Below are 19,192 nucleotides of genomic sequence, written 5' to 3'. Positions count from 1 at the left end.
GAATGAATGTTTCATTACATAAAACAGGAACAAATATGTATAACAAACTACAGGGAATGCTTCTTCTCGCAACAATTACCACACCACTTAGCGCTTACGCAAACAATAAAATAGAGCCACTACAGAGTCGAGGTATGGATTCACCTCGTATCGTTGGTGGGCAAGAAACTGCGGAGTTTGCTTATCCATTCATGGGTAGTCTTCAATTGGACAATGGCCACTTCTGTGGCTTGTCATTTATTGGCGATAATAAGGTACTCACGGCAAGCCATTGTATCGAGGGGATCCCCGCAGAACGCTTTACCGTTAAATTCGAAGGCCACGACCTGACAGACGAATCGCAATGGCAAACTTACAACGTAGTGTCCATGTCAATGCATGATCAGTATAACATGGGGCTGCAATACAATAACGACATCGCAGTATTAGAGCTCGACCGTCCAGTTGAAAACATCAAGCCAATCAAACTGGCTGATCAGGTGATTAGAAATAGTCTTGTCGCTGGCGATAATTTAAAAGTAATGGGATGGGGCCGACTCAGTTCAGGGGGTGTAGCACCTGATAAGCTGCAAGAAGTTGATGTGCCATACGTCACTAATGAAGTGTGTAATAGCGCTGAATATTATAATGGCGGCATATCTGACACAATGATATGTGCTGGTTTAACTGAAGGTGGCAAAGATTCATGTCAAGGTGACAGTGGCGGTCCACTTATCGTGCAAAAAAATGACGAATGGTTTCAAGTCGGTGTTGTTAGCTGGGGAGAAGGCTGTGCATTACCAAATAGACCAGGCGTCTATGCAGACGTAGAATCTCTATTCTATTGGGTACAATCAAAAACTTCAGATTTTGGCTTTGGTCAAAATGAGTCGCATGTTTACATTGAAGATCAGCCATCATTCTCTATTCAGAATACCTTCAAAAACACGTTAGATTACCCAGTGACAATTGCAGAATTCAGCTTGTCACAGCACGTTGAGGGTGTTCAATTATCTGAGCAAAACTGTGCTAATGCTGTGCTTGAACCAGGTGCTCAGTGTCAATTCACTGTATTAACACCGAACAACTCAAAGCATGATACATATACGGTCAACGCAAGCATCACATCACCATCTACCAGCCTGTACTCAGCAGTTTTTGGCTATACAAAATTGGCTCAGTTTGATGAAAATATCAATGAGTTAATGTCGACACCGTCTAGCGTCAAATGGTCAACCGGCGGTAACGAAAGCTGGTATGTAGGTGCAACACCTGAGCAAGAGCCTACCCTAGTAAGCGGCGACGTCACCGACCGTCAAGAAACCCCAGAGCTAACTGTGCCTTATCAAGAATCTACGTTAATGATTGATATCGATGATCTTCATATTAAAGATATTAGCTTTGACTATCTTGTTTCAAGTGAGCTCGGATACGATTTTGTTGGTATATTCCATAATGGTGAGCAAGTTCTAATCGATAGTGGAGACGAAAGAGAGTACAAGCCTTTTAACATCGAGTTAATTGAAGGTGCTAATAAGATTCGTGTTGAATATTTGAAAGATTATACTGTCACCGTTGGTGAAGATAACGTTGCACTCAAAAACTTCAGTACCACGTTCGTCAATACAGAACCAACTATTGAACTTGCACAAACCGAATTGGATGTGCGTAGTGAGCTTGAATTTACCTTAGATGCAAGCGCTACCACGGACAAAGAAAATGATACGATCACGTACTCTTGGGTTAAGCTTGCCGATGAAGAACAACAAGTTGGTGAACAGAGTGTTGTTACACTCAAAGCTGAAAAGACGACTGAAGACTTAACGGTTACATATCAACTAACCGCAACTGACGAGTATGAGGCGTCTTCAACTGCGCTTGTTAAAGTCAATATCATTAAAAATAATGCACCTACACTTTCTTTAACCAGCAGCAGTTCAAGCGTTCATGAAGGTGAAACACTAACTATTAATGTAGTTGGCGCAGAAGACCCAGATGGTGACAACGTTACAATTAGTTGGGAACAAACTTCAGGACCATCGGTAACTTTACCTGGTAACCAAAACCAATTTAACTTTACTGCACCAGATGTAAACGAAACAGGCCCGATTGTATTCACGGTTACTGCAACCGACGATTTTGGTCTATCTCAGTCTGAAACCGTGAGTGTTGAAGTTAAAAACATAGAAAGTGGTTCACTTGGCATATTTAGTTTATTCATGCTTGCTCTATTAACAAGCGTTAGACGTGTTAAAAAGTAAGTAGCGTTAACTGTTCTACTATTTAAATAGTCAAGCATGGCCCTAGTACTTAGGGCCATGCTTTTAAGCTTAAAGCCTATATTTTCTCTACTTCAAATCATCCTTTTTTTCATCTGGTTTCGGTATTTTTCCAACCGAATGGAAACGGTTTCTTGGGTTTATCTGAGTCGGCCTGCCAAGCAATAAATTATTTGGGTAAATTATAATATCTCTATCTTCGGTAATAAATTGGGTATTAAATACACCGATGTCTGAAATATATCCTTCAATATAGTTATCGCCATCCAATATTCTGACAAAATTACCTCTACGATATGCACTGTGAAAGAGCAGTACAAAGTAAGCTGTGATATTGCTCAATACGGACCAATTGGCAAAAAGTGCCACCCCCGTCACCGCTAAAATAGAGGTCGACATTAACAACATACCACTAATATCTACGCCCCAAACCACTAATAAAACCGCGGTAAACACAATACCGCTTAGCCACCTAACCGTAAGATAGGCTTTTTTTAGTGAGTCATTTTTAAATCCACCATCATCCACACTCTGGTCAATTTTAGGGAAAAGTCGACGCGTTAGCCCCCCGTAGCAAGCAAAAACAAAGCAAGTCCAAGCAATCGCAACAGCTTCTTGCTGTATCCAATTTATAAGCTGGTCAAATACCATCGTTGAAGTCACGTTTTCTCCTGTTTATCTACGTTCTTTAAGATTTCATCCACTTTTAAGTGCAATCTCATAATCTCTAACTCAGATTTTAAGTTCACTTCATAGCTTTTACTAAAAGCCAACCTATCTTTTGCTGTTTGACGGTTTTGCGACATCATAATAATAGGTGCTTGAATTGCAGCTAAGGTGGACAAAACCAAATTCAATAAAATAAATGGGTAAGGGTCAAAAACATTGCCGTTTGCCAGCCAAATTGTGTTAAACAGCACCCAACTAATCATCACCGTAGCAAAAGCAATAATAAACCGCCAAGAACCACCAAATTCCGCGACCTTATCTGCCATTTTCTGGCCAAAGGTCAACTCATCATGGAAGCTATGGTTAATATTAGCAACAATGACCTCTTGGTTTTGAATGCTTTCGATTACACTCTTTTCAGCATCATTGAGCGAGTCTAAATTGTCACATAGTGGGATTGGGTTAAAGTCTTTAGTTTCTTTGGTCATGAGCTATTCCGCCTTCATCGAAGAAATAAACGTCTGTGAAGCATCCACGTAAAAGTTGTCTGCAATGGCTTGCCTACCCAACAACATTAAGTAAGTCATGTCGGATCTATCAGTTAGTGTTATTTCAATTTGCCAAATGTAGCGCCCCAGTTGGGCTTTGGTTTTTATTACAAACCGCTGTTCACTCATGCCATTTGACGATTTCACTTTTCTAATATCGTAAACTGGCGCACAACATCGAATTACTTTTGCCACATTATGTATTTCTGGGTGAATATCAAACTCCACAGCAGGCTTGCCTTTGTGGTTGATTTGTTTAATGTTATCAACGTGCAAAGACGACGTCTGAGCACCCGTGTCAACACGAGCGGGTAATTGCTCAATACCTAACTCAGGCAGGTTTATCGTTTCAATGTGTCCAATTATCATTCTGTCTTTCATAACAACTCTTCACTTCTTACCGTATTTTCAACCAACTCAGCTTCAATTTGCTCAATATGTTCAGTAATTTGAGTGTCTTCTTCATCAAAAAACGCAATGTGATACATAGCCTCCCCCTCTTGGACAAGCGGGATGTTTTGTTTACCAATAATGACCCCGCCACGTATAGCAATGACCTGCCCCAGCTGTTCGCCATATGGCCCTCCAATATCGGCTAGCACATCCCCGGCTTTTACTGTGTCGCCCAAAGCAAAGTAATGGCAAGCGATACCACTTGCGCTGGCTCTCAACCAACCGCTATTCTTGGCGACAAAATGACACTGTTGCCTCTTCCGAGCTCTGGATTTTGGCATCATTTTTAAATGCCTGAGTATATTTACAATGCCTTTAATTCCTGCTCGTATTGAGAACTCATCGAAGCGCAATGCTTCTCCTGCTTCATACAGCAAAACCTTGGTGCCACTTTGCGCAGCGGCCTCTCGTAGCGATCCTTCCAAAATCTCTGAATTCAATATCACCGGCACGCCAAACTCTTTAGCAAGCTGTAATGTCTCCTCGTCCATTAAGTTCGCTCTAATTTGCGGCAAGTTTGAACGGTGTACAGCTCCGGTATGTAAATCAATACCGTAGTCGCAGTGAGCAACAATTTCCTTTAAAAAAATATTTGCGACACGGGCAGCCAAAGATCCTTTGGCTGAACCGGGAAAGCTGCGATTGAGATCCCGTCTGTCTGGCATGTAACGTGATTGGTTTACCACCCCATATACATTTACCATAGGCACCGAAATTAACGTCCCCGAAGACAATCTAAACTTTTTCATGTTGATAAGACGGCGAATAATCTCAATGCCATTCAACTCATCGCCATGGATTGCTGCACTCACAAATAACGTGGGCCCAGGCTTTTTAGCCCTAATAATGTATACGGGCAGCTTTACTGCCGCATCGGTGTAGAGCTTAGCTACGGGCAAATCGATTTTGCATTTTGTGCCCATTGCGATTTCATGTTCGCCAATTTTTAGTAAGGTCATTTCCACCTCTCAATGCTTCAAGTAAGCAGGCACCTCAGCCTTTGCCACGTGTTCTGTTTGCATTTGGCTTCGCATTTTTCTCAATAAACTCAACCAGTTTTCCAGCTACATCTAACCCCGTTGCCGATTCAATGCCTTCAAGGCCTGGCGAAGAGTTAACTTCCATCACCATCGGGCCATTGTTGGAGCGTAGTAAATCAACCCCACAAAAATTTAATCCCATGACCTTTGCCGCATTAACCGCCGTCTCTCGCTCTTCTTTACTTAGTTTCACAATCTCTGCGGTCCCACCGCGATGCAAATTTGAACGAAATTCGCCTTCTGCCCCTTGGCGCTTCATAGCTGCGACAACGCGACTACCAACAACCAAACAACGAATATCCGCGCCACCGGCTTCCTTCACAAACTCCTGCACTAGAATGTTTGCCTTGAGGCCCATAAATGCTTCAATTATGCTCTCGGCAGCTTTTGCCGTATCCGCTAATACCACGCCAATACCTTGCGTTCCCTCTAGCAGTTTGATCACCAATGGTGCCCCACCAACATTTTTAATAAGGTCTTTAATCTTGTCTGGTTTGCTTGCAAACCCCGTACGCGGTAAGCCCACGCCTTTTCGAGACAATAACTGTAACGAGCGCAGCTTATCCCTCGAGCGACTAATGGCAACCGATTCGTTTACGTTAAAAGTCCCCATCATTTCAAACTGGCGCGCGACTGCTGTACCGTAATATGTAATTGAAGCGCCAATTCTAGGGATGATAGCGTCGTATTTTGGTAACTCCTCACCGTGATATCTCACCGCAGGACGACTACTGGTAATGTCCATGTAGCAATGCAGCGTATCAATTACATCCACCTCGTGACCTCGAGCAATACACGCCTCTTTCAAACGTTGTGTTGAATATAAGTTTTCATTTCTTGATAAAATGGCGATTTTCATAATCTTGTCTACTAACCAGTTTTGTTGTTGCGGCCAATGTACTGCTCGATAGTTGAAAATAAAAACGAAATAAAATTGGTTGTTTGATAGATTTTTTTTATTAAACTAAAGGTGACATACAAGGAAAAAGCGCACGACAACTATGAAAATAGAATTGTTAACTACCTTTTTAGAAGTGAGCCAGACACTGCACTTTCGGGCTTCAGCTGAAAACTTATTTATTACCCAAGCAGCTGTGAGTAGTCGCATTAAATTGCTTGAAGAAGAGTTAGGGGTATTACTCTTTGATCGGACTCAAAAGCGCCTCAAGCTTACACCCGAGGGCCACAGGCTAGTCAAACATGCCAATGAAATGATGATCATGTGGCAAAAGCTTAAGCAAGACGTTGGCGTGTCGGACGCACACAATAGTCAACTATTCGTCGGCTCGATGATGTCTATTTGGGACATTGTGTTACAAGATTGGCTGCAAAAAATAGACCGGAACCTAGACGATGTACAGCTGCATATTCACAATCATTCCCCCATTGAATTACGTAAACAGCTGTTAAACCGTCTCATTGATATCGCCTTCATTTTTGAGCCACCCTATGTCGAAGATATTGTCACCGAAAAAGTAGGAAATGTTCCCCTTCAGCTTGTATCGACGGACCCTAATGCTTGCGTGAGTAACCTTAATAACATGATACAAGTGGACTATGGTGAGGCAGTCAATAGTCAATTCGATAGAGATTTCAGTGAGTCGAGCACCGTGAGGCATCGTATGAGCCAACCAAGGATTGCCCTGAACTTTATTTTAGAAGCCAGTGGTACCGCATACTTACCCAAACAAATGTGTTTTGAGCATCTTCGAAAAAATAAATTATTTCTCGTGGAGAATGCGCCTGTTTATACTCGAGAGATTTTCGCTATGTACTTAGCAAAAAGCCACAAGGCCCAACTCATTCAAGACTCGCTAATGCTCTTCCCATATACGCGAAGCTAACATGGCTTTTTCTTATTAAGCTGATAAATAAAAGTTATCAAACTCTGGGGCAATTAAAAAAATTTATCAAGCCTAAAGGTATTAATTGTCAAATAACCCAAGTTACTTGCTTACTCATACCCAATTTATTGTTACATGCACTATGTAACCTATTGTTGGATACTTCAAAGATAAAGAGTGAACCATTCGTGTCTTGATCTTCGCTTTGTAAATTGCATTTTTTATTTTGAAACTGCATTGCAATATGCAGTGCCAATAGACCTTAAAATTAAAACTTGTTTATTTTCAATAGATTAAAATTGGCCCTCCACTTGCAACGTCCAAGACAGCAAAATAAAACGTTGGAGAGTCACATGAAAAAATATTTACTTGGAGCCTGCGTCCTGTCAGCAGGCGTATCCGCCGCCCCATTCGATACTTGCCCTTCAAAAGCCTTTTTAGTCCAAGGTAATACAGCTACCATGTATGGCGTAAACTTGGTGTCTGGTGCGTATACAACCTTTGCCGAAAACGTGGGCACTGGAAACAAATTAAATGGTATTGGGTTTAGTGTACATGACCGCTACATTTACGGTTGGGATTACAGCAACAAGGACATTGGTCGTGTCGGTAAAGACTACGTCTTAGAGCCGATTATGACGTCAGGCTTTCCTGATACTAACTTCTATGTCGGTGATGTCGCGATACACGAAAATGCTTTTTATGTATACAAAAAAGGCAGCAGTTTAGGGTTATATAGAGTATCGCTGGACGAAAACAGCAGCGACTATTTGCAAGCCACACGTATCATTGATGGCAGTTCATTGAACCTGAACATTTTTGATATGGCATTTGCACCAGACGAGAACACTAGCCTTGCGTACAGCGTTGATAGTAACGGTAACTTACATAGAATTGATGTATCAAATGGTACAAGTTCTAACCTCGGAAACGTTGGCCAATCAGGCACTTTTGGTGCGGTGTACTTTGATGTAGAAAACAACTTTTACATCAGTAGAAACCAAGACGGCCATGTCTACAAAATTGACATTGATAACCCAGCTAATACACAACTGTTTGCCTACGGACCAATTTCAAGTACTAACGATGGCGCACGCTGTGCTACCGCTCCGATTATTGATGACAGTGAAGATCCAACTATAGATTATGGTGATGCACCAGATAGTTACGGCACCTCATTAGATGCCAATGGTGCGCGTCATAACGTTGGAGATTTATTTTTTGGTGAAAGTGTCAGTGCAGAGTATTTTCCGAAAGCCACAGATGATGACAACGGCGTTAGTTTTTTAACCAACCTAGAGACGGGATATGACAGCCTAGTGTCATTCACCCTTTCAAAAACCGGCTTTGTTAATGCTTGGGTTGACTGGAACAGAGACGGTGAATTTCAAGATTCTGAACGAGTGATCAGCCAATACCAAGGCAGTGCTGGAGAAAACCGTGTGCTTGTACCAGTGCCAGTTGACGCGGTTGAAGGCAGCACATGGGCAAGGTTCAGAGTTTCAAACAACAGCGATATTGCACCACAAGGCGGTATAGACAACGGAGAAGTTGAAGATTTAAATGTGTCTGTCGTTGCAAGTAGCGTAATCCAAAACGCAACCTCATGGAAAACAGCTGCTTTTGAGGACTTATGGCCTCAAAAAGGTGACTACGATTTCAATGATGTTGTTGTGAGATACCGCGTTGTTACCAGCCAAATTGGTAATCAAGTCATTCGTTACAAAGTTGAAGGTGCATTAACGGCTGTCGGAGCTGGCTATCATAATGCGTTTGCTATCCGCCTAAAAGACATAGCGCGTCAGCATGTTGATGAAGCTAGCATCGAACTCACGATAGACGGTACCACTCAACCAGACAGCCCACTTGAAGCTGGTCGTGATGAAGCCATTGCGGTTATATTTGCAGACACTAGAGAAATGGTCCCAGTTCAGCCAGGCTGTAAATTCTTTAGAACTGAAACTGGGTGCAGTGATATTCAAAGAGCGCCTATTCCGTTTAACATCACCATACCGTTATCAACAAGCTACAGTGCAAATGTTGCAACCACCAGCAAAGTAGACCCATTCATTTTTGCTGTAGACGGATACTATCATGGGCCTTTCGTCGACCAGAACAATGGTCGAGGCTGGGAAGTACACCTAAAAAACCATGAACCAACAGAAGCCTTTGACAATAGTTACCTAGACCAAGCTGATGACAGATCATCAACCAATGGTTATTTTCAAACCTCAACGGGCCTACCGTGGGCACTGATCATCAACTCTGAATGGGACCATCCAATCGAACGAGTTGATATGTCAGTCGCTTACCCACAATTTGTAGACTTCGCCCAATCAGCAGGTGCGCAATATACAACTTGGTTTGAGAATCCTGTACCAAATAACCAATTCACCATCAGCAACGCATCACAAAACTAGGAGATTATCATGAACAAATTAACTATAACCCTTATCACATTACTATTAACGGCTTGCGGTGGCGGATCTGGTGGCTCGGGCGAACAACCAACCAACTCTACAAACTCGACAAGTCAAAATGTACAAGCACAGAGCACGAGCGATACACAGTCGCAAACAGACTCAGCGCAAGAGCAACCAGCTGAAGAGCCAGCAGATGCAGAAGGAATGGAAGCAGTCGTTGTTGATGAATCCTTTAACTTCAGTACCGATGTGCCTGTTTCTGTGTCAGTTGGCCCAGATGTCGTAAGCAGCAGAGCGTTTATTAACATCTGCCAACAAGAAGCCACGCTGACAAATGACGAAAACTGCTTTTTACGCGCACCCATTGACAGCACTGGGTTAACGGTTGAGATACTGCTCCCACATTCTGAACAAAAATTGAAAGCCGAGATTTGGTATTACAGCACAAGCATTGAGCCAATGGTGTTCACCTGGGAATTTGACCAATCTTTAGAATCTCAGCAGTGGAAAATTAATTAATCGCCAAAAACTCTACAAGATTCGTGTAGACTCACGATAGTCCAACGCAAAGCATATCTTTTTTAAGATATGCTTTTTTCTTTTACTATTTAAAACAAAAAATTAAATATTACCAACCCAATATCATTAGAATAAAATCCAGGGAATAATAAAATTAAAATAAACTTGAAGGTATTAATATATTAATTAAAATAACCATAATCTCATTTATAAAATGAAATAAAACCTAAATTTCATTATAGTTTTATGAGATTTATAAAATATCCAATATATATTGTAGATACTCAAGGGAAGATATGAAAAAACTAGCGCTTACCATCAGCTCTCTACTGGCAGCAAATATAGCAACAGCTCAAGAGTTGCCAATTGCGGGTGACTACGTACTCACAACTGATGCGATCTTAAATGGTGTCGTTGAATCGGGCTCATCGCAGGACATTTCAATTACAGGCGACAAAGAACACTTTTATGCAGATACAGCCAATCAGTTTATGTCTGGCTCTACTGCGCAAAAAGGCAATGTTATAAACTTTAAACTGTCTGATAAAACACCTTCAAACACCCAATATTTTGTTGGTAACGTAGACGTACAAGGAACTTATAGCGGTACTTGGTTTGCTGCAAACGGCAATCAAGGTGACTGGACTTTAAGTCCTGCCCAGCCAACTGTGGCAACAAGTTGTAATGACATCCTTGCATCAGGACTGAGCCAAGGTGACGGTGTTTACGATTTATATGATGCATCAGGTGAAGTTGTCAGCATGTATTGTGATATGACAACCGATGGCGGCGGCTGGACTTTAGTGGGCAGCTACCCTAAAAACGAACCAGGCGGTAAAAGTTCAATTAATCAATATGGTGACATTCCAGAGACTGACCCTAATAACGTAACCAAACTGTGGTTATTTAAGGGCGATTTGGGTGTATTTTCTGATGTCAGAGAGCAAGTAAGCTGCGCCAGTGCGAATTGTGGCGGTGGCTACAATGTTTATGGCGTTAATTTTACAACCTCTGAACTAGAGCTTGTGCGCTACACTTGGGGGTACAATGAGCGCGTAGACTTTATGCACATGCGTACTGATAAGCCTGATTGTACAAAAAGCCTAGCACCGGGCGCAGAAGTTATCCCTGGCTGTGTGTCACCAAAATACGCTTCAATGGTAAACACGCATACCCTAGTTGGTTGGCAAAATGACGTACATGCCGATTATTGCTGGGTAGCGAGAGGCACTTACGCAACTGGTAGTAAGGGTTCAGGCCAATGTGTGAATCGTGTTGAGCCAAACGGTACACAGTGGGCACTACTGTGGATGCGCTAAGATAGTATTGATTTCTCTTCCTAGCGGAAGAAGTAGATATGGGCACAAAACAGTGTCCATATCTACTATCAACCGCACATTACCGCTGTCATTAAGAAATACCAGTACCTCTATCTCCAAACACGTTTGAGATAAGTACAAACTTCCTCACCGCCGGATTAGTAAACTCGACCCAAAGAATAAAGGTTAATTATTCAAACATTAAGCTAGATCAAGAATTAAAATTCTAATCAAATGTTCATTATGATAATTTCTAGTCTCAGCAATGTGGCTGATAATCGTAAAGGAGATATATGATGAACAGCGTTAAACTCACCAAGAAAAACCTAAAAAAATTGTCACTAGAGCATAAGGCATTAGACAATTTGAACACGCCTGCTGTGGCTGGCGGCATGTCTGCTGCTATGTGCCTAACTTATTCATTTGATAGTTGTTGCACTGTGCCCGAAACCACGCCAGCAAAAGCAACCATTGAGTAGAGTAGCAAAACGAAGTGGCATGTCAGATGCCACTTCTTTGAGCATATGTATGGCTCAGTTAGCGCGCATTCGATGATAATTCACAGCGAATTTTATTGAGCTTTGCCTGCGTAAAATCATAGGCGTTCCGTGCTATCTCATACGCATTTGGATAGCCATTGGGTGCATCTACTTCTGGTATCCAAAATTTTCGACGGCTTAGCCTTAGCCCATGATTAAAAGCACCGACAGCGTTAAATATTTCCACTGCGATCGGACCATTAAAACAACTCAGTATAGGTGTAAAAATCGCTTCCCAGGGTAGCCAACAATTCACCAGATCTCCCCTATCTGGTGGTGACGCCTGCGCGTAGTGCAGCCTCCCTTGACTGGCTATATAGTCAATTTGTGCCTTAAACACCTCTGGGCCATCGCCGTCCAGCACCTCTTGTGCACTATCTAGCACCACACCGACAGTGGGATCATCAATACCATCTAAAAAGGAAATTAGCTGTGCTAACTTATTCGGCCCTGGTGTTTCCCAATGGCTTATTGGTTCAATCGCTAATTTAACGCCTTTGGAATTCGCATATTCACCCAACAAAATAAAGCTCTGACGTGCAATGCTGTATCGCGTCGTCAGTTCATTTTGCAGCGCGTCACTCCATACTTGCTCGCCGTTTGGAGCATTGACGACAAACCCGCCATACGGGATAACCATTGGGCCCATCATAATGTCCCCGCCAAGTGCAGCGGTAATATCGATACGTGATTTTAAATAGGCAATGCCAGCGTCACGTATCGTGGCGCAAGATGAGCTCGGATCACACTCCGTGGTTGCTCCGACATTCGTCGCCACTTTTATATGAGCAAACCCTTCGTCATCCATCCGCTTACGAAATGCGATATAGGCATCAAGCTCTTGTTGATAGGTTGGAAAAGCGTACGCGGTCGTATCCTCTCTACCCGGGTGAAACTCAAATCCGGTATAGCCCATTTCTACCAAGCGACGAATATGTACCATCGCTTGGTTTAAAAAAACGGGATCCTCTATCGAAAAGTTTGAGCCAAACATAAAAAAGCTAAAGTACATGTCTGAGTTATTTTGCATAAAAACCACTCCTTGTTATGTCTTACAAGCCTGTTACTTCTTGTAAGTACTTACGCGCCATTTGCGCATACAATAAAGGGTTTGCATTCGCTGGGTTTTGCTCTGCTTCTACAATCAACCACCCAGCAAAGTTTTTGTCAGCTAACGCTTGTAAGATTTCTTTAAAATCAAGACAACCAGCAGGGTCCCCCGGCACGGTAAACACCCCACGTAATATTGCTTCTTTAAATGAGAGATCATTGGCCAAACTGTAGTCCATCACTTCTTTGCGGATATTTTTTAAATGTACGTGTTTGATACGCTCGCCGTATAAATTGATAAACTCTAAATTATCACCGCCAGCAAAAAACAAGTGGCCAGTATCTAAACAAAAATGGACGCATTTCGGGTCTGTAAGTTCCGCAAGTTTGGCAATTGCCTCCATGGTCATCACACCTGTGCCCATATGATGGTGATAGCACATTTTTATACCTTGGCAATTTGCTTTATGGCCAAGTTCATTCAGCCCTTCTGCAAGCCTGTGCCACTGCTCATCACTAAACTGAGGAGCATTTGGCACCAGTGCGATAGGCTGTTGATGAGATGACCCACCCAATTCTGCAAGCACCAAATCACCACTTTGCATTTGTTGTAAAAACCTAATTTCCTTGTCGAAACTTTCAAATGTCTGCTCTCGCATATTATTAATTGTAAAGTAAGTGCTCACCCACGGCTCAGATATTTTTAGACTCCGAAGTTCTAATTCTCGCTTTAACTCTTCCGGGTTAGATGGATATTTGTGCCCTCGACTACACCCTTCAAATCCTGCAAGTGCCATTTCACTGACAATTTGACCAAATGGAATACCCGTATCAATGTCTAAAAAATCATCGTTTACCCAGCCTGTTGGCGTGATCCCAAACTGAATTGCCCCCGCTGGAAACATGGTTGGTCTGCTCATCTTAAACTCCCTGTTGGTGATAATATATTTAGCTAGCTAAGTCGTCATGCGCCTACTTACTAGTATGAGTAAAGGGCTTAAACTGCCACCCATTGTCGAAGTGAATATTTGGTGGAGCGCTCCAAGAACCATAACCCGGTCCTTTTGCTCCCGAAGGATTGGCGTCAATTGCCTGCCACAAAAGCCCTTCTGCATATGACGCTGAATTGACGAAAAATGTCATATCCTCTTCGCTCATGCCATACGCATCTCGCCAAAAATGAGCCATTTGATACCAAGTGCCGGTATACCAAAGTTTGATAATGTTTCGTGCCACTGGACCAAACTTTTCGTCACCTAAAATGTGTTTTCGTAACGCCTCGTTGAATTGCTCATGGTTTGACGCAGACTCGTAAAGCGATACAAATGTTGAGAGTAGCTCTTCTACAATGGCATGCCCGACCAATCGAGTTAAAGTATCATAATAGCATTGAACCAATCCCGTCCCATTGAGAGCAAACGCATTAAAGTCTGTAAGTGCACCAGACAACTCTGTAAACTGTTGAACTAAGTATGTTTGATTGTCCATTACATGGTCTCCGTAATACAGCGATCGTCACCAATTTGCATCGCCTCTTGCCCAGTTATCTCAAATGTAGGGCCGCCATGGCGATGAGGTTCGTTTGGGATCGGATTTCTAATGAGTTGGCTGGCATGCTCTTTTAACCTGAACATGCCACACACCGCACCTAACAACAGATCTTGCTCGCCACGAAAAGCTTTATTGACCATTGATAAAAACTGTTGGTAATTGAGGTTAAAAGCCTTGGCCGCAGCAAAAATTTGTGAGTCTTGTGGGTAGTCCGCCATTTTGGGGTTACATTTAATGGGATAGACTTTTTTAAAGTCCACGGTAAACTTCTCACCAGAGGGCTTACCGGGTTCATCACCTAACTTGTAATACTGTCCAAGCTTTAATTGTTCAAAACGATAGTAGTGAGAAATCTCTCCCTCAGAGTCAAAAATCTCATGGCCATGACCTTCCCCTTGCTCAATGATTAATGACAAAGCTTGGATTGCAGTGGCTTTATCCGTCACTTCAATAACATGACCCCCCCCAGAGTAGTAGTACTTACTTGAAACTTGCAAACTTGGGTCTCCCGTAAAAATAGTGCTTCCACCTTGGTTTGCTTGAGCTTCTAAGTATTCAATCCCCTCAATAATGGCTTCGTAAAAATCACCAATGCTATAAAAGCTATACTCTTGTGCACGTTTAGGGCTTATGGCTTTTAGTTGAAAAGCGGCAGTATTATTTCGGACTATGCACCCTCGTGGCCCCACTGTATTGCATTCAGCTTGTGTTTTTGATGGCCGTTCAATTTTTAGAAAGGTCTCTAATGTTTCTGGAGAAAACTTGTCAATTGACACCATAAAGTCTGTTTCACCATCGGGTAACCTAGTTGGAAAATCAGGAACAAAGTCAGAAGCCGTTAAATCAGGATGTTTACCTACCGCATTTAACACATTGGCAGATAAAGTCATATGGAGCATTTCCTCAACAAGTACCGCGCGGATTGCCGCGCTCGCCTCGATATTGGTTTCTGGGTGAATACTATATAAAGCAGTGAGATAAGGCGGAATGGTCGCATGCTCCAATTGAATGGCTGCGTCCAACATATGATGCAAATCACCGATGTCATTGATTATGCGATCACTCATGGCTCGCTCCCTTGGCTATTTTGTAATCTGAATCTGACACAACCCCCACGGAATACTGGCTCAATGTTTCAATAATGTGCTTGCTGGTTTTATAACAAAGTGCAGCCAGTGTCAGGGTGGTATTTGAAGTGCCAATACTAGGCATGCTGCCAGAACCAACAAGATATAAATTATTGTGGTCCCATGACTTTTGATTTTCGTCTACAACCGAATTTGCCGCACAGGTTCCCATGATATGCGTTCCCGAAAAATGGTTTCCTCCCCGAAAGTAATAATCTTCACCCTCATACTGAAAATGACCATAATCCAATGGTGAGTAGCTCGAAAAATCTTTGGCGCCAAGGCGTTGAAAAAACACCTTAGAAGTATGTCTAGAATAAGCAATACCGGCTTTTGAGTAGTCAGATAATTGATAATGAATAACTGGCCGTTGGTTGCCTAGCGCATCGAGATACGCCTCATCAACCGTAACACAGTTACTTTCATCTGCTGTCTGTTCAACCATAAATGCAAACAGCAACTGGTTAGAAATTCTATTCACAACACTTTGACGCAGCGCACGACCAAACTTATTTTCAGCGTCCACCAGCGATTCAACATCCGAAAAAGGAGAACCAGTTGCCCACCCCCAGCCATCATTGTGAATATCCACCCCAAATGGTGCTTGAGACTTACGACCTTCACCATGTCTAAAATCGGCAATACCAGAAGTACACTTGGTTCCTCGCATAGTCCCAGCCGCTTCCGGTAGCAGCCCCCAGGCAAGCAAGTAGGTATGATCCATCAAATTTTTACCTACCAAGCCACTTGAGCTTGGCAGTTTTGATGCCAACATTAAACGTGCATTTTCTATGGCATTGGTTGCTAAAACAAATATTTTGCCATGTACTTGGTGGACCGTATGCTCAGTGGACGACGTTGAAGCGTAATGCTTGAATTCAATATGTTGAATATTGTTGTCGTGCTCATTGACCACCACCTTGCTAGCGACCGCTTGCGGTAGAAAGTCTAGTCGGCCCGTTTTCGCCGCTGCGACAAGTGTTTTTCTCGCATCATACTTGGCCTGTACAGGACAAATAGGCACGCAGTTATTATTGCCTTGGCAGCGCCCGCCTTGCTCTACTTGGTATGTGCTTAGCGCGCCGACAGGAGTAAAGCCCTGACCATTGTTATAGCGCTCGTTCGGTATGCCATTTCGCCCTTGCGGAAAAGGCCTTACCTTTACGGTGTGTGTTTCACCATTTAACACAAACTCAGCGCCATCAATACCTTTGGCGACAATCTTATCTAGATATGAAGGAGGCAATCCATGCATGGGATAAACATACCCCGGCTCGTATTTAATACCATAAAACCCCTGCTCCTCCACGTCAGCCGATACACCAATTTCTCGCTCAGCCATTTGGTAAAACGGCATTAAATCATCGTAGTTAATTGGCCAATCTAATCCCACACCATATTTGGTTTTTATTGAAAAATCATCGGGTAACATACGCAGAATTTTCGCTTCCCAATGCATTGTCGTGCCACCCGTCACGCGCGTATAGGTACTATCTAATGCCAATGGGCCATTTTGCACAAGGTACCCTTTGGCATCTGCAACACCAGGTTTAAGCTTACTAACATCTGTGGAGCGTGGCATGCGAGCATTTGGGTTGTTTGGGTAAGGTGAGTTGTTATCTTTTGATGCATTTTCGTAATAGTTGCTGAGGTATGATTTAAACCCCTTATACGACATGTCTTTGGCAGGCGCAGCTTCCAGCATCAAGACATTTAAACCTTTTGCAGTTAACTCTTTGGCAGTGATCGCCCCACTGATACCTGATCCAATGATTACGGCATCATATTTCCCATTGGCTGAATTTTGAACTGCTGAATCAGGTGTTACTTGTTTCATTGTTGAATTTGCTTCACTCATACAAGTCTTCCCGCTGTAATCCATTAACAATAGCATTAACATTCAAGCTAAAATTCAGTGTAGCAGATAATTTAAAACGCAAATAAAAAAGTAAATCTATAAGTTTTTATATTAGGTAAATCCTATAAACCGTCTCCAAATTCAATAAAATTGTTCTAAAAATGCTTAAAATAGAACAAAAATTCAACTTTAATAAAAAATCATTATTTCCCTTATACTCGAGATTCAGTAAAAAAATACTTTTCCTACTAAATTAATTACTTGTTAAAAAAACTTAAATATTGACATGAAGAGCCATATTTTGTGTATATACTTTCCGATGCGCCTTGACGCGATACAACGGATTGCCAATGTGAGACATTGAGTGCGTTTATAAAATGGTTGTATGTTTGGCTTCTCACACAGACATTCCGAGAATTTCAACCCGATTTACTCTTGGAAAACTTATGACAACTCAAACTAACGTAGTACTTAACACAGACAGTTCTTATGCGGCTTCAATTGCCGCAGATCCTTTAGACAAGTGGACCGTTACGGCAAGAAAACACGTGCTGGATAAAATGGTTGCCAACATCTCGCCAGAAGATGGAGAACGAGGAGCAGTGCTTGCATCTCCCTCTCGCTCAAACCCAAATTATTACTACCATTGGGTCAGAGATGCAGCGCGAACAATGAGCGAAATTGCCAAACTTAATGGTTTGGACCGTCGTAATTTTAAAGACAAGTACTACGATATGATGATCGATTATGTCGAGTTTTCTAAAATAAACCAAACAACACCCACGGTAAGCAATAGCCTAGGGGAGCCCAAGTTTTATGTAACTGGACAAGCCTTTAACGGCCCTTGGGGACGCCCTCAAAATGATGGCCCTGCGCAGCGCGCGCTCACCATTACTCGCTGGGCAAATATCTTGCTGGCAAATGGTGAGAAAGAATATGTAACGGGCACGCTCTATGATGGCAAAGAGCCCTCTTTCAGTATGATAAAAGCAGATTTAGATTTTGTTGCCAATCATTGGCAAGACCCATGCTTTGACCTTTGGGAAGAAGTCGACGGCACGCATTTTTACACGCGCATGTTGCAACGTACTGCACTACGTGAAGGCGCAGATCTCGCCGTTAAACTGAACGATAAAGGCGCAGCAGATTATTACAACGCCCAAGCCGCTAATATCGAACAAGCGATGGCTGACTTTTGGGATGAAGACAAAGGTTACTATGTGTCGACATTGAACCGTGTAGGAGGGCTAGATTACAAAGGCTCAAATTTAGATGTCGCAACTACGCTGGGTATTTGTCAGGCTTTATCTGATTCTCATCCATTTTTAAATCCCCATGAAGATAAAGTGCTAGCAACTGCGTACGCATTACATCAAGCATTTGACCCGCTATACCCAATTAATGCCATTGAGGAAACCACCACGGGCGACCCAGTCGCACCGGGAATTGGCCGCTATCCAGAAGACAAATATGCGGGCAGTGCTCCGCTCAGCCAAGGTAATCCATGGTTTTTATGTACAGCCTCTTTGAGTAGTGTTTGCTACAAAGCATCCACCTTGTTTACAGAACAAAAGAGCATTGAAATAAACCAGTACAATATCAATCAACTCAGCTTGGCACTCTCTTACGAAGACCCAAACATCACGCTTGAAATCGGGGAGTGTTTTAGCAGCCGGACTAAAACCTTCAAAGCCATTGTGCAAGGTCTTAAAACACTCGGCGATGCATATTTACGCCGTATACAGATTCATTGTGGCGAAAATACTTCTCTTGCAGAGCAATTTAGTCGTTATGACGGCTACATGACCAGTGCGAACGATTTAACTTGGAGTTATGTTTCAGTGGCCATTGCAATTGACCTGCGCAATGCCATAAAACAATAAGCAACGCGTGCCCCGCAGTGTGCGGGGCAAATACTCTTAGTAATTATCTAGCCAAAAGCTAATCGTTGTTAGACCTGACGTTTAGGTGATTTCCTTTCGAGCTAACAGTCG

The 19,192-nt window shown here is 42.6% G+C and carries 17 protein-coding genes; 7 read left to right on the top strand and 10 right to left on the bottom strand.

Annotated elements, in window-relative coordinates; genetic code table 11:
* Positions 1-35 precede the first annotated feature (35 nt).
* Positions 36-2,240, top strand: a complete 2,205-nt coding sequence (locus tag N480_RS24095; protein WP_063374983.1) for a serine protease — start codon at positions 36-38, stop codon at positions 2,238-2,240.
* A gap of 87 nt (positions 2,241-2,327) precedes the next feature.
* Here N480_RS24095 and N480_RS24090 read toward each other — a convergent pair whose 3' ends face one another.
* The 5 genes from N480_RS24090 to rimK are packed head-to-tail and all read right to left on the bottom strand — an operon-like array spanning position 2,328 to position 5,827.
* Complete coding sequence (locus N480_RS24090) at positions 2,328-2,921, bottom strand: mechanosensitive ion channel domain-containing protein (RefSeq protein WP_231102314.1); 594 nt, start codon at positions 2,919-2,921, stop codon at positions 2,328-2,330.
* Positions 2,918-3,415 carry a DUF1003 domain-containing protein gene (locus tag N480_RS24085; protein ID WP_063374982.1) on the bottom strand — a complete coding sequence of 166 codons (498 nt, stop codon included), beginning with the start codon at positions 3,413-3,415 and terminating at the stop codon, positions 2,918-2,920. Before N480_RS24085 ends, N480_RS24090 begins: the two co-directional genes overlap by 4 nt.
* Positions 3,416-3,418: 3 nt before the next feature.
* Positions 3,419-3,856, bottom strand: a complete 438-nt coding sequence (locus N480_RS24080) for an ATP-dependent zinc protease (RefSeq protein ID WP_063374981.1) — start codon at positions 3,854-3,856, stop codon at positions 3,419-3,421.
* Complete coding sequence (locus N480_RS24075; protein ID WP_063374980.1) at positions 3,853-4,887, bottom strand: succinylglutamate desuccinylase/aspartoacylase family protein; 1,035 nt, start codon at positions 4,885-4,887, stop codon at positions 3,853-3,855. The genes N480_RS24080 and N480_RS24075 overlap by 4 nt, the downstream gene beginning before the upstream one ends.
* A gap of 34 nt (positions 4,888-4,921) precedes the next feature.
* Positions 4,922-5,827 carry a 30S ribosomal protein S6--L-glutamate ligase gene (gene rimK / locus N480_RS24070; protein WP_063374979.1) on the bottom strand — a complete coding sequence of 302 codons (906 nt, stop codon included), beginning with the start codon at positions 5,825-5,827 and terminating at the stop codon, positions 4,922-4,924.
* Between the two features lie 142 nt (positions 5,828-5,969).
* On the opposite strand from rimK, the gene N480_RS24065 reads away from it, so the two are divergent.
* The 5 genes from N480_RS24065 (at position 5,970) to N480_RS24045 (ending at position 11,552) form a co-directional block, all read left to right on the top strand.
* The gene (locus N480_RS24065; RefSeq protein ID WP_063374978.1) at positions 5,970-6,812 is read left to right on the top strand and encodes a LysR family transcriptional regulator; all 843 of its coding nucleotides are present in this window, start codon (positions 5,970-5,972) and stop codon (positions 6,810-6,812) included.
* Between the two features lie 353 nt (positions 6,813-7,165).
* Positions 7,166-9,232 (top strand): LruC domain-containing protein, encoded by a 2,067-nt coding sequence (locus N480_RS24060; protein ID WP_063374977.1) that lies wholly within the window; start codon positions 7,166-7,168, stop codon positions 9,230-9,232.
* Between the two features lie 9 nt (positions 9,233-9,241).
* On the top strand, positions 9,242-9,754 hold the full coding sequence (locus tag N480_RS24055) for a hypothetical protein (RefSeq protein ID WP_063374976.1): 513 nt from the start codon (positions 9,242-9,244) through the stop codon (positions 9,752-9,754).
* Positions 9,755-10,050: 296 nt separating this feature from the next.
* On the top strand, positions 10,051-11,073 hold the full coding sequence (locus N480_RS24050) for a fibrinogen-like YCDxxxxGGGW domain-containing protein (RefSeq protein WP_063374975.1): 1,023 nt from the start codon (positions 10,051-10,053) through the stop codon (positions 11,071-11,073).
* A 293-nt stretch (positions 11,074-11,366) separates the two neighbouring features.
* A complete protein-coding gene (locus N480_RS24045; RefSeq protein ID WP_155732949.1) occupies positions 11,367-11,552 on the top strand; it encodes a hypothetical protein in 186 nt (61 codons plus the stop codon).
* Positions 11,553-11,610: 58 nt separating this feature from the next.
* Here N480_RS24045 and N480_RS24040 read toward each other — a convergent pair whose 3' ends face one another.
* From N480_RS24040 to N480_RS24020, 5 genes are read right to left on the bottom strand one after another with little or no spacing between them, the layout of a single operon-like run.
* Positions 11,611-12,642: a sugar phosphate isomerase/epimerase family protein gene (locus N480_RS24040; protein WP_063374973.1), complete on the bottom strand. Its 1,032-nt coding sequence runs from the start codon at positions 12,640-12,642 to the stop codon at positions 11,611-11,613.
* 22 nt (positions 12,643-12,664) lie between these two features.
* The gene (iolE, locus tag N480_RS24035; protein ID WP_063374972.1) at positions 12,665-13,582 is read right to left on the bottom strand and encodes a myo-inosose-2 dehydratase; all 918 of its coding nucleotides are present in this window, start codon (positions 13,580-13,582) and stop codon (positions 12,665-12,667) included.
* Positions 13,583-13,634: 52 nt separating this feature from the next.
* On the bottom strand, positions 13,635-14,150 hold the full coding sequence (locus N480_RS24030) for a hypothetical protein (protein ID WP_063374971.1): 516 nt from the start codon (positions 14,148-14,150) through the stop codon (positions 13,635-13,637).
* On the bottom strand, positions 14,150-15,280 hold the full coding sequence (locus N480_RS24025; RefSeq protein ID WP_063374970.1) for a ferritin-like domain-containing protein: 1,131 nt from the start codon (positions 15,278-15,280) through the stop codon (positions 14,150-14,152). The genes N480_RS24030 and N480_RS24025 overlap by 1 nt, the downstream gene beginning before the upstream one ends.
* Complete coding sequence (locus tag N480_RS24020) at positions 15,273-17,198, bottom strand: GMC oxidoreductase (RefSeq protein WP_081231986.1); 1,926 nt, start codon at positions 17,196-17,198, stop codon at positions 15,273-15,275. The genes N480_RS24025 and N480_RS24020 overlap by 8 nt, the downstream gene beginning before the upstream one ends.
* A 446-nt stretch (positions 17,199-17,644) precedes the next feature.
* Here N480_RS24020 and N480_RS24015 point away from each other — a divergent pair, with 446 nt between their 5' ends.
* The gene (locus N480_RS24015; protein WP_063374969.1) at positions 17,645-19,081 is read left to right on the top strand and encodes a glycoside hydrolase family 15 protein; all 1,437 of its coding nucleotides are present in this window, start codon (positions 17,645-17,647) and stop codon (positions 19,079-19,081) included.
* Positions 19,082-19,192 lie beyond the last annotated feature (111 nt).

It is taken from the genome of Pseudoalteromonas luteoviolacea S2607, assembly GCF_001625575.1.
Taxonomy (GTDB): Bacteria; Pseudomonadota; Gammaproteobacteria; order Enterobacterales; family Alteromonadaceae; genus Pseudoalteromonas; species Pseudoalteromonas luteoviolacea_E.
The sequence above is the reverse complement of the archived record's forward strand: the minus strand, read 5'-3'. Positions and strand labels throughout refer to the sequence as shown.

Excerpts from the sequence above, each read along its gene's own strand:
- N480_RS24095 (WP_063374983.1), top strand. The coding sequence starts at position 36 with ATGTATAACAAACTACAGGGAATGCTTCTTCTCGCAACAATTACCACA.
- N480_RS24085 (WP_063374982.1), bottom strand. The coding sequence starts at position 3,415 with ATGACCAAAGAAACTAAAGACTTTAACCCAATCCCACTATGTGACAAT.
- N480_RS24080 (WP_063374981.1), bottom strand. The coding sequence starts at position 3,856 with ATGAAAGACAGAATGATAATTGGACACATTGAAACGATAAACCTGCCT.
- N480_RS24075 (WP_063374980.1), bottom strand. The coding sequence starts at position 4,887 with ATGACCTTACTAAAAATTGGCGAACATGAAATCGCAATGGGCACAAAA.
- rimK (WP_063374979.1), bottom strand. The coding sequence starts at position 5,827 with ATGAAAATCGCCATTTTATCAAGAAATGAAAACTTATATTCAACACAA.
- N480_RS24065 (WP_063374978.1), top strand. The coding sequence starts at position 5,970 with ATGAAAATAGAATTGTTAACTACCTTTTTAGAAGTGAGCCAGACACTG.
- N480_RS24060 (WP_063374977.1), top strand. The coding sequence starts at position 7,166 with ATGAAAAAATATTTACTTGGAGCCTGCGTCCTGTCAGCAGGCGTATCC.
- N480_RS24055 (WP_063374976.1), top strand. The coding sequence starts at position 9,242 with ATGAACAAATTAACTATAACCCTTATCACATTACTATTAACGGCTTGC.
- N480_RS24050 (WP_063374975.1), top strand. The coding sequence starts at position 10,051 with ATGAAAAAACTAGCGCTTACCATCAGCTCTCTACTGGCAGCAAATATA.
- N480_RS24045 (WP_155732949.1), top strand. The coding sequence starts at position 11,367 with ATGATGAACAGCGTTAAACTCACCAAGAAAAACCTAAAAAAATTGTCA.
- N480_RS24040 (WP_063374973.1), bottom strand. The coding sequence starts at position 12,642 with ATGCAAAATAACTCAGACATGTACTTTAGCTTTTTTATGTTTGGCTCA.
- iolE (WP_063374972.1), bottom strand. The coding sequence starts at position 13,582 with ATGAGCAGACCAACCATGTTTCCAGCGGGGGCAATTCAGTTTGGGATC.
- N480_RS24030 (WP_063374971.1), bottom strand. The coding sequence starts at position 14,150 with ATGGACAATCAAACATACTTAGTTCAACAGTTTACAGAGTTGTCTGGT.
- N480_RS24025 (WP_063374970.1), bottom strand. The coding sequence starts at position 15,280 with ATGAGTGATCGCATAATCAATGACATCGGTGATTTGCATCATATGTTG.
- N480_RS24020 (WP_081231986.1), bottom strand. The coding sequence starts at position 17,198 with ATGAGTGAAGCAAATTCAACAATGAAACAAGTAACACCTGATTCAGCA.
- N480_RS24015 (WP_063374969.1), top strand. The coding sequence starts at position 17,645 with ATGACAACTCAAACTAACGTAGTACTTAACACAGACAGTTCTTATGCG.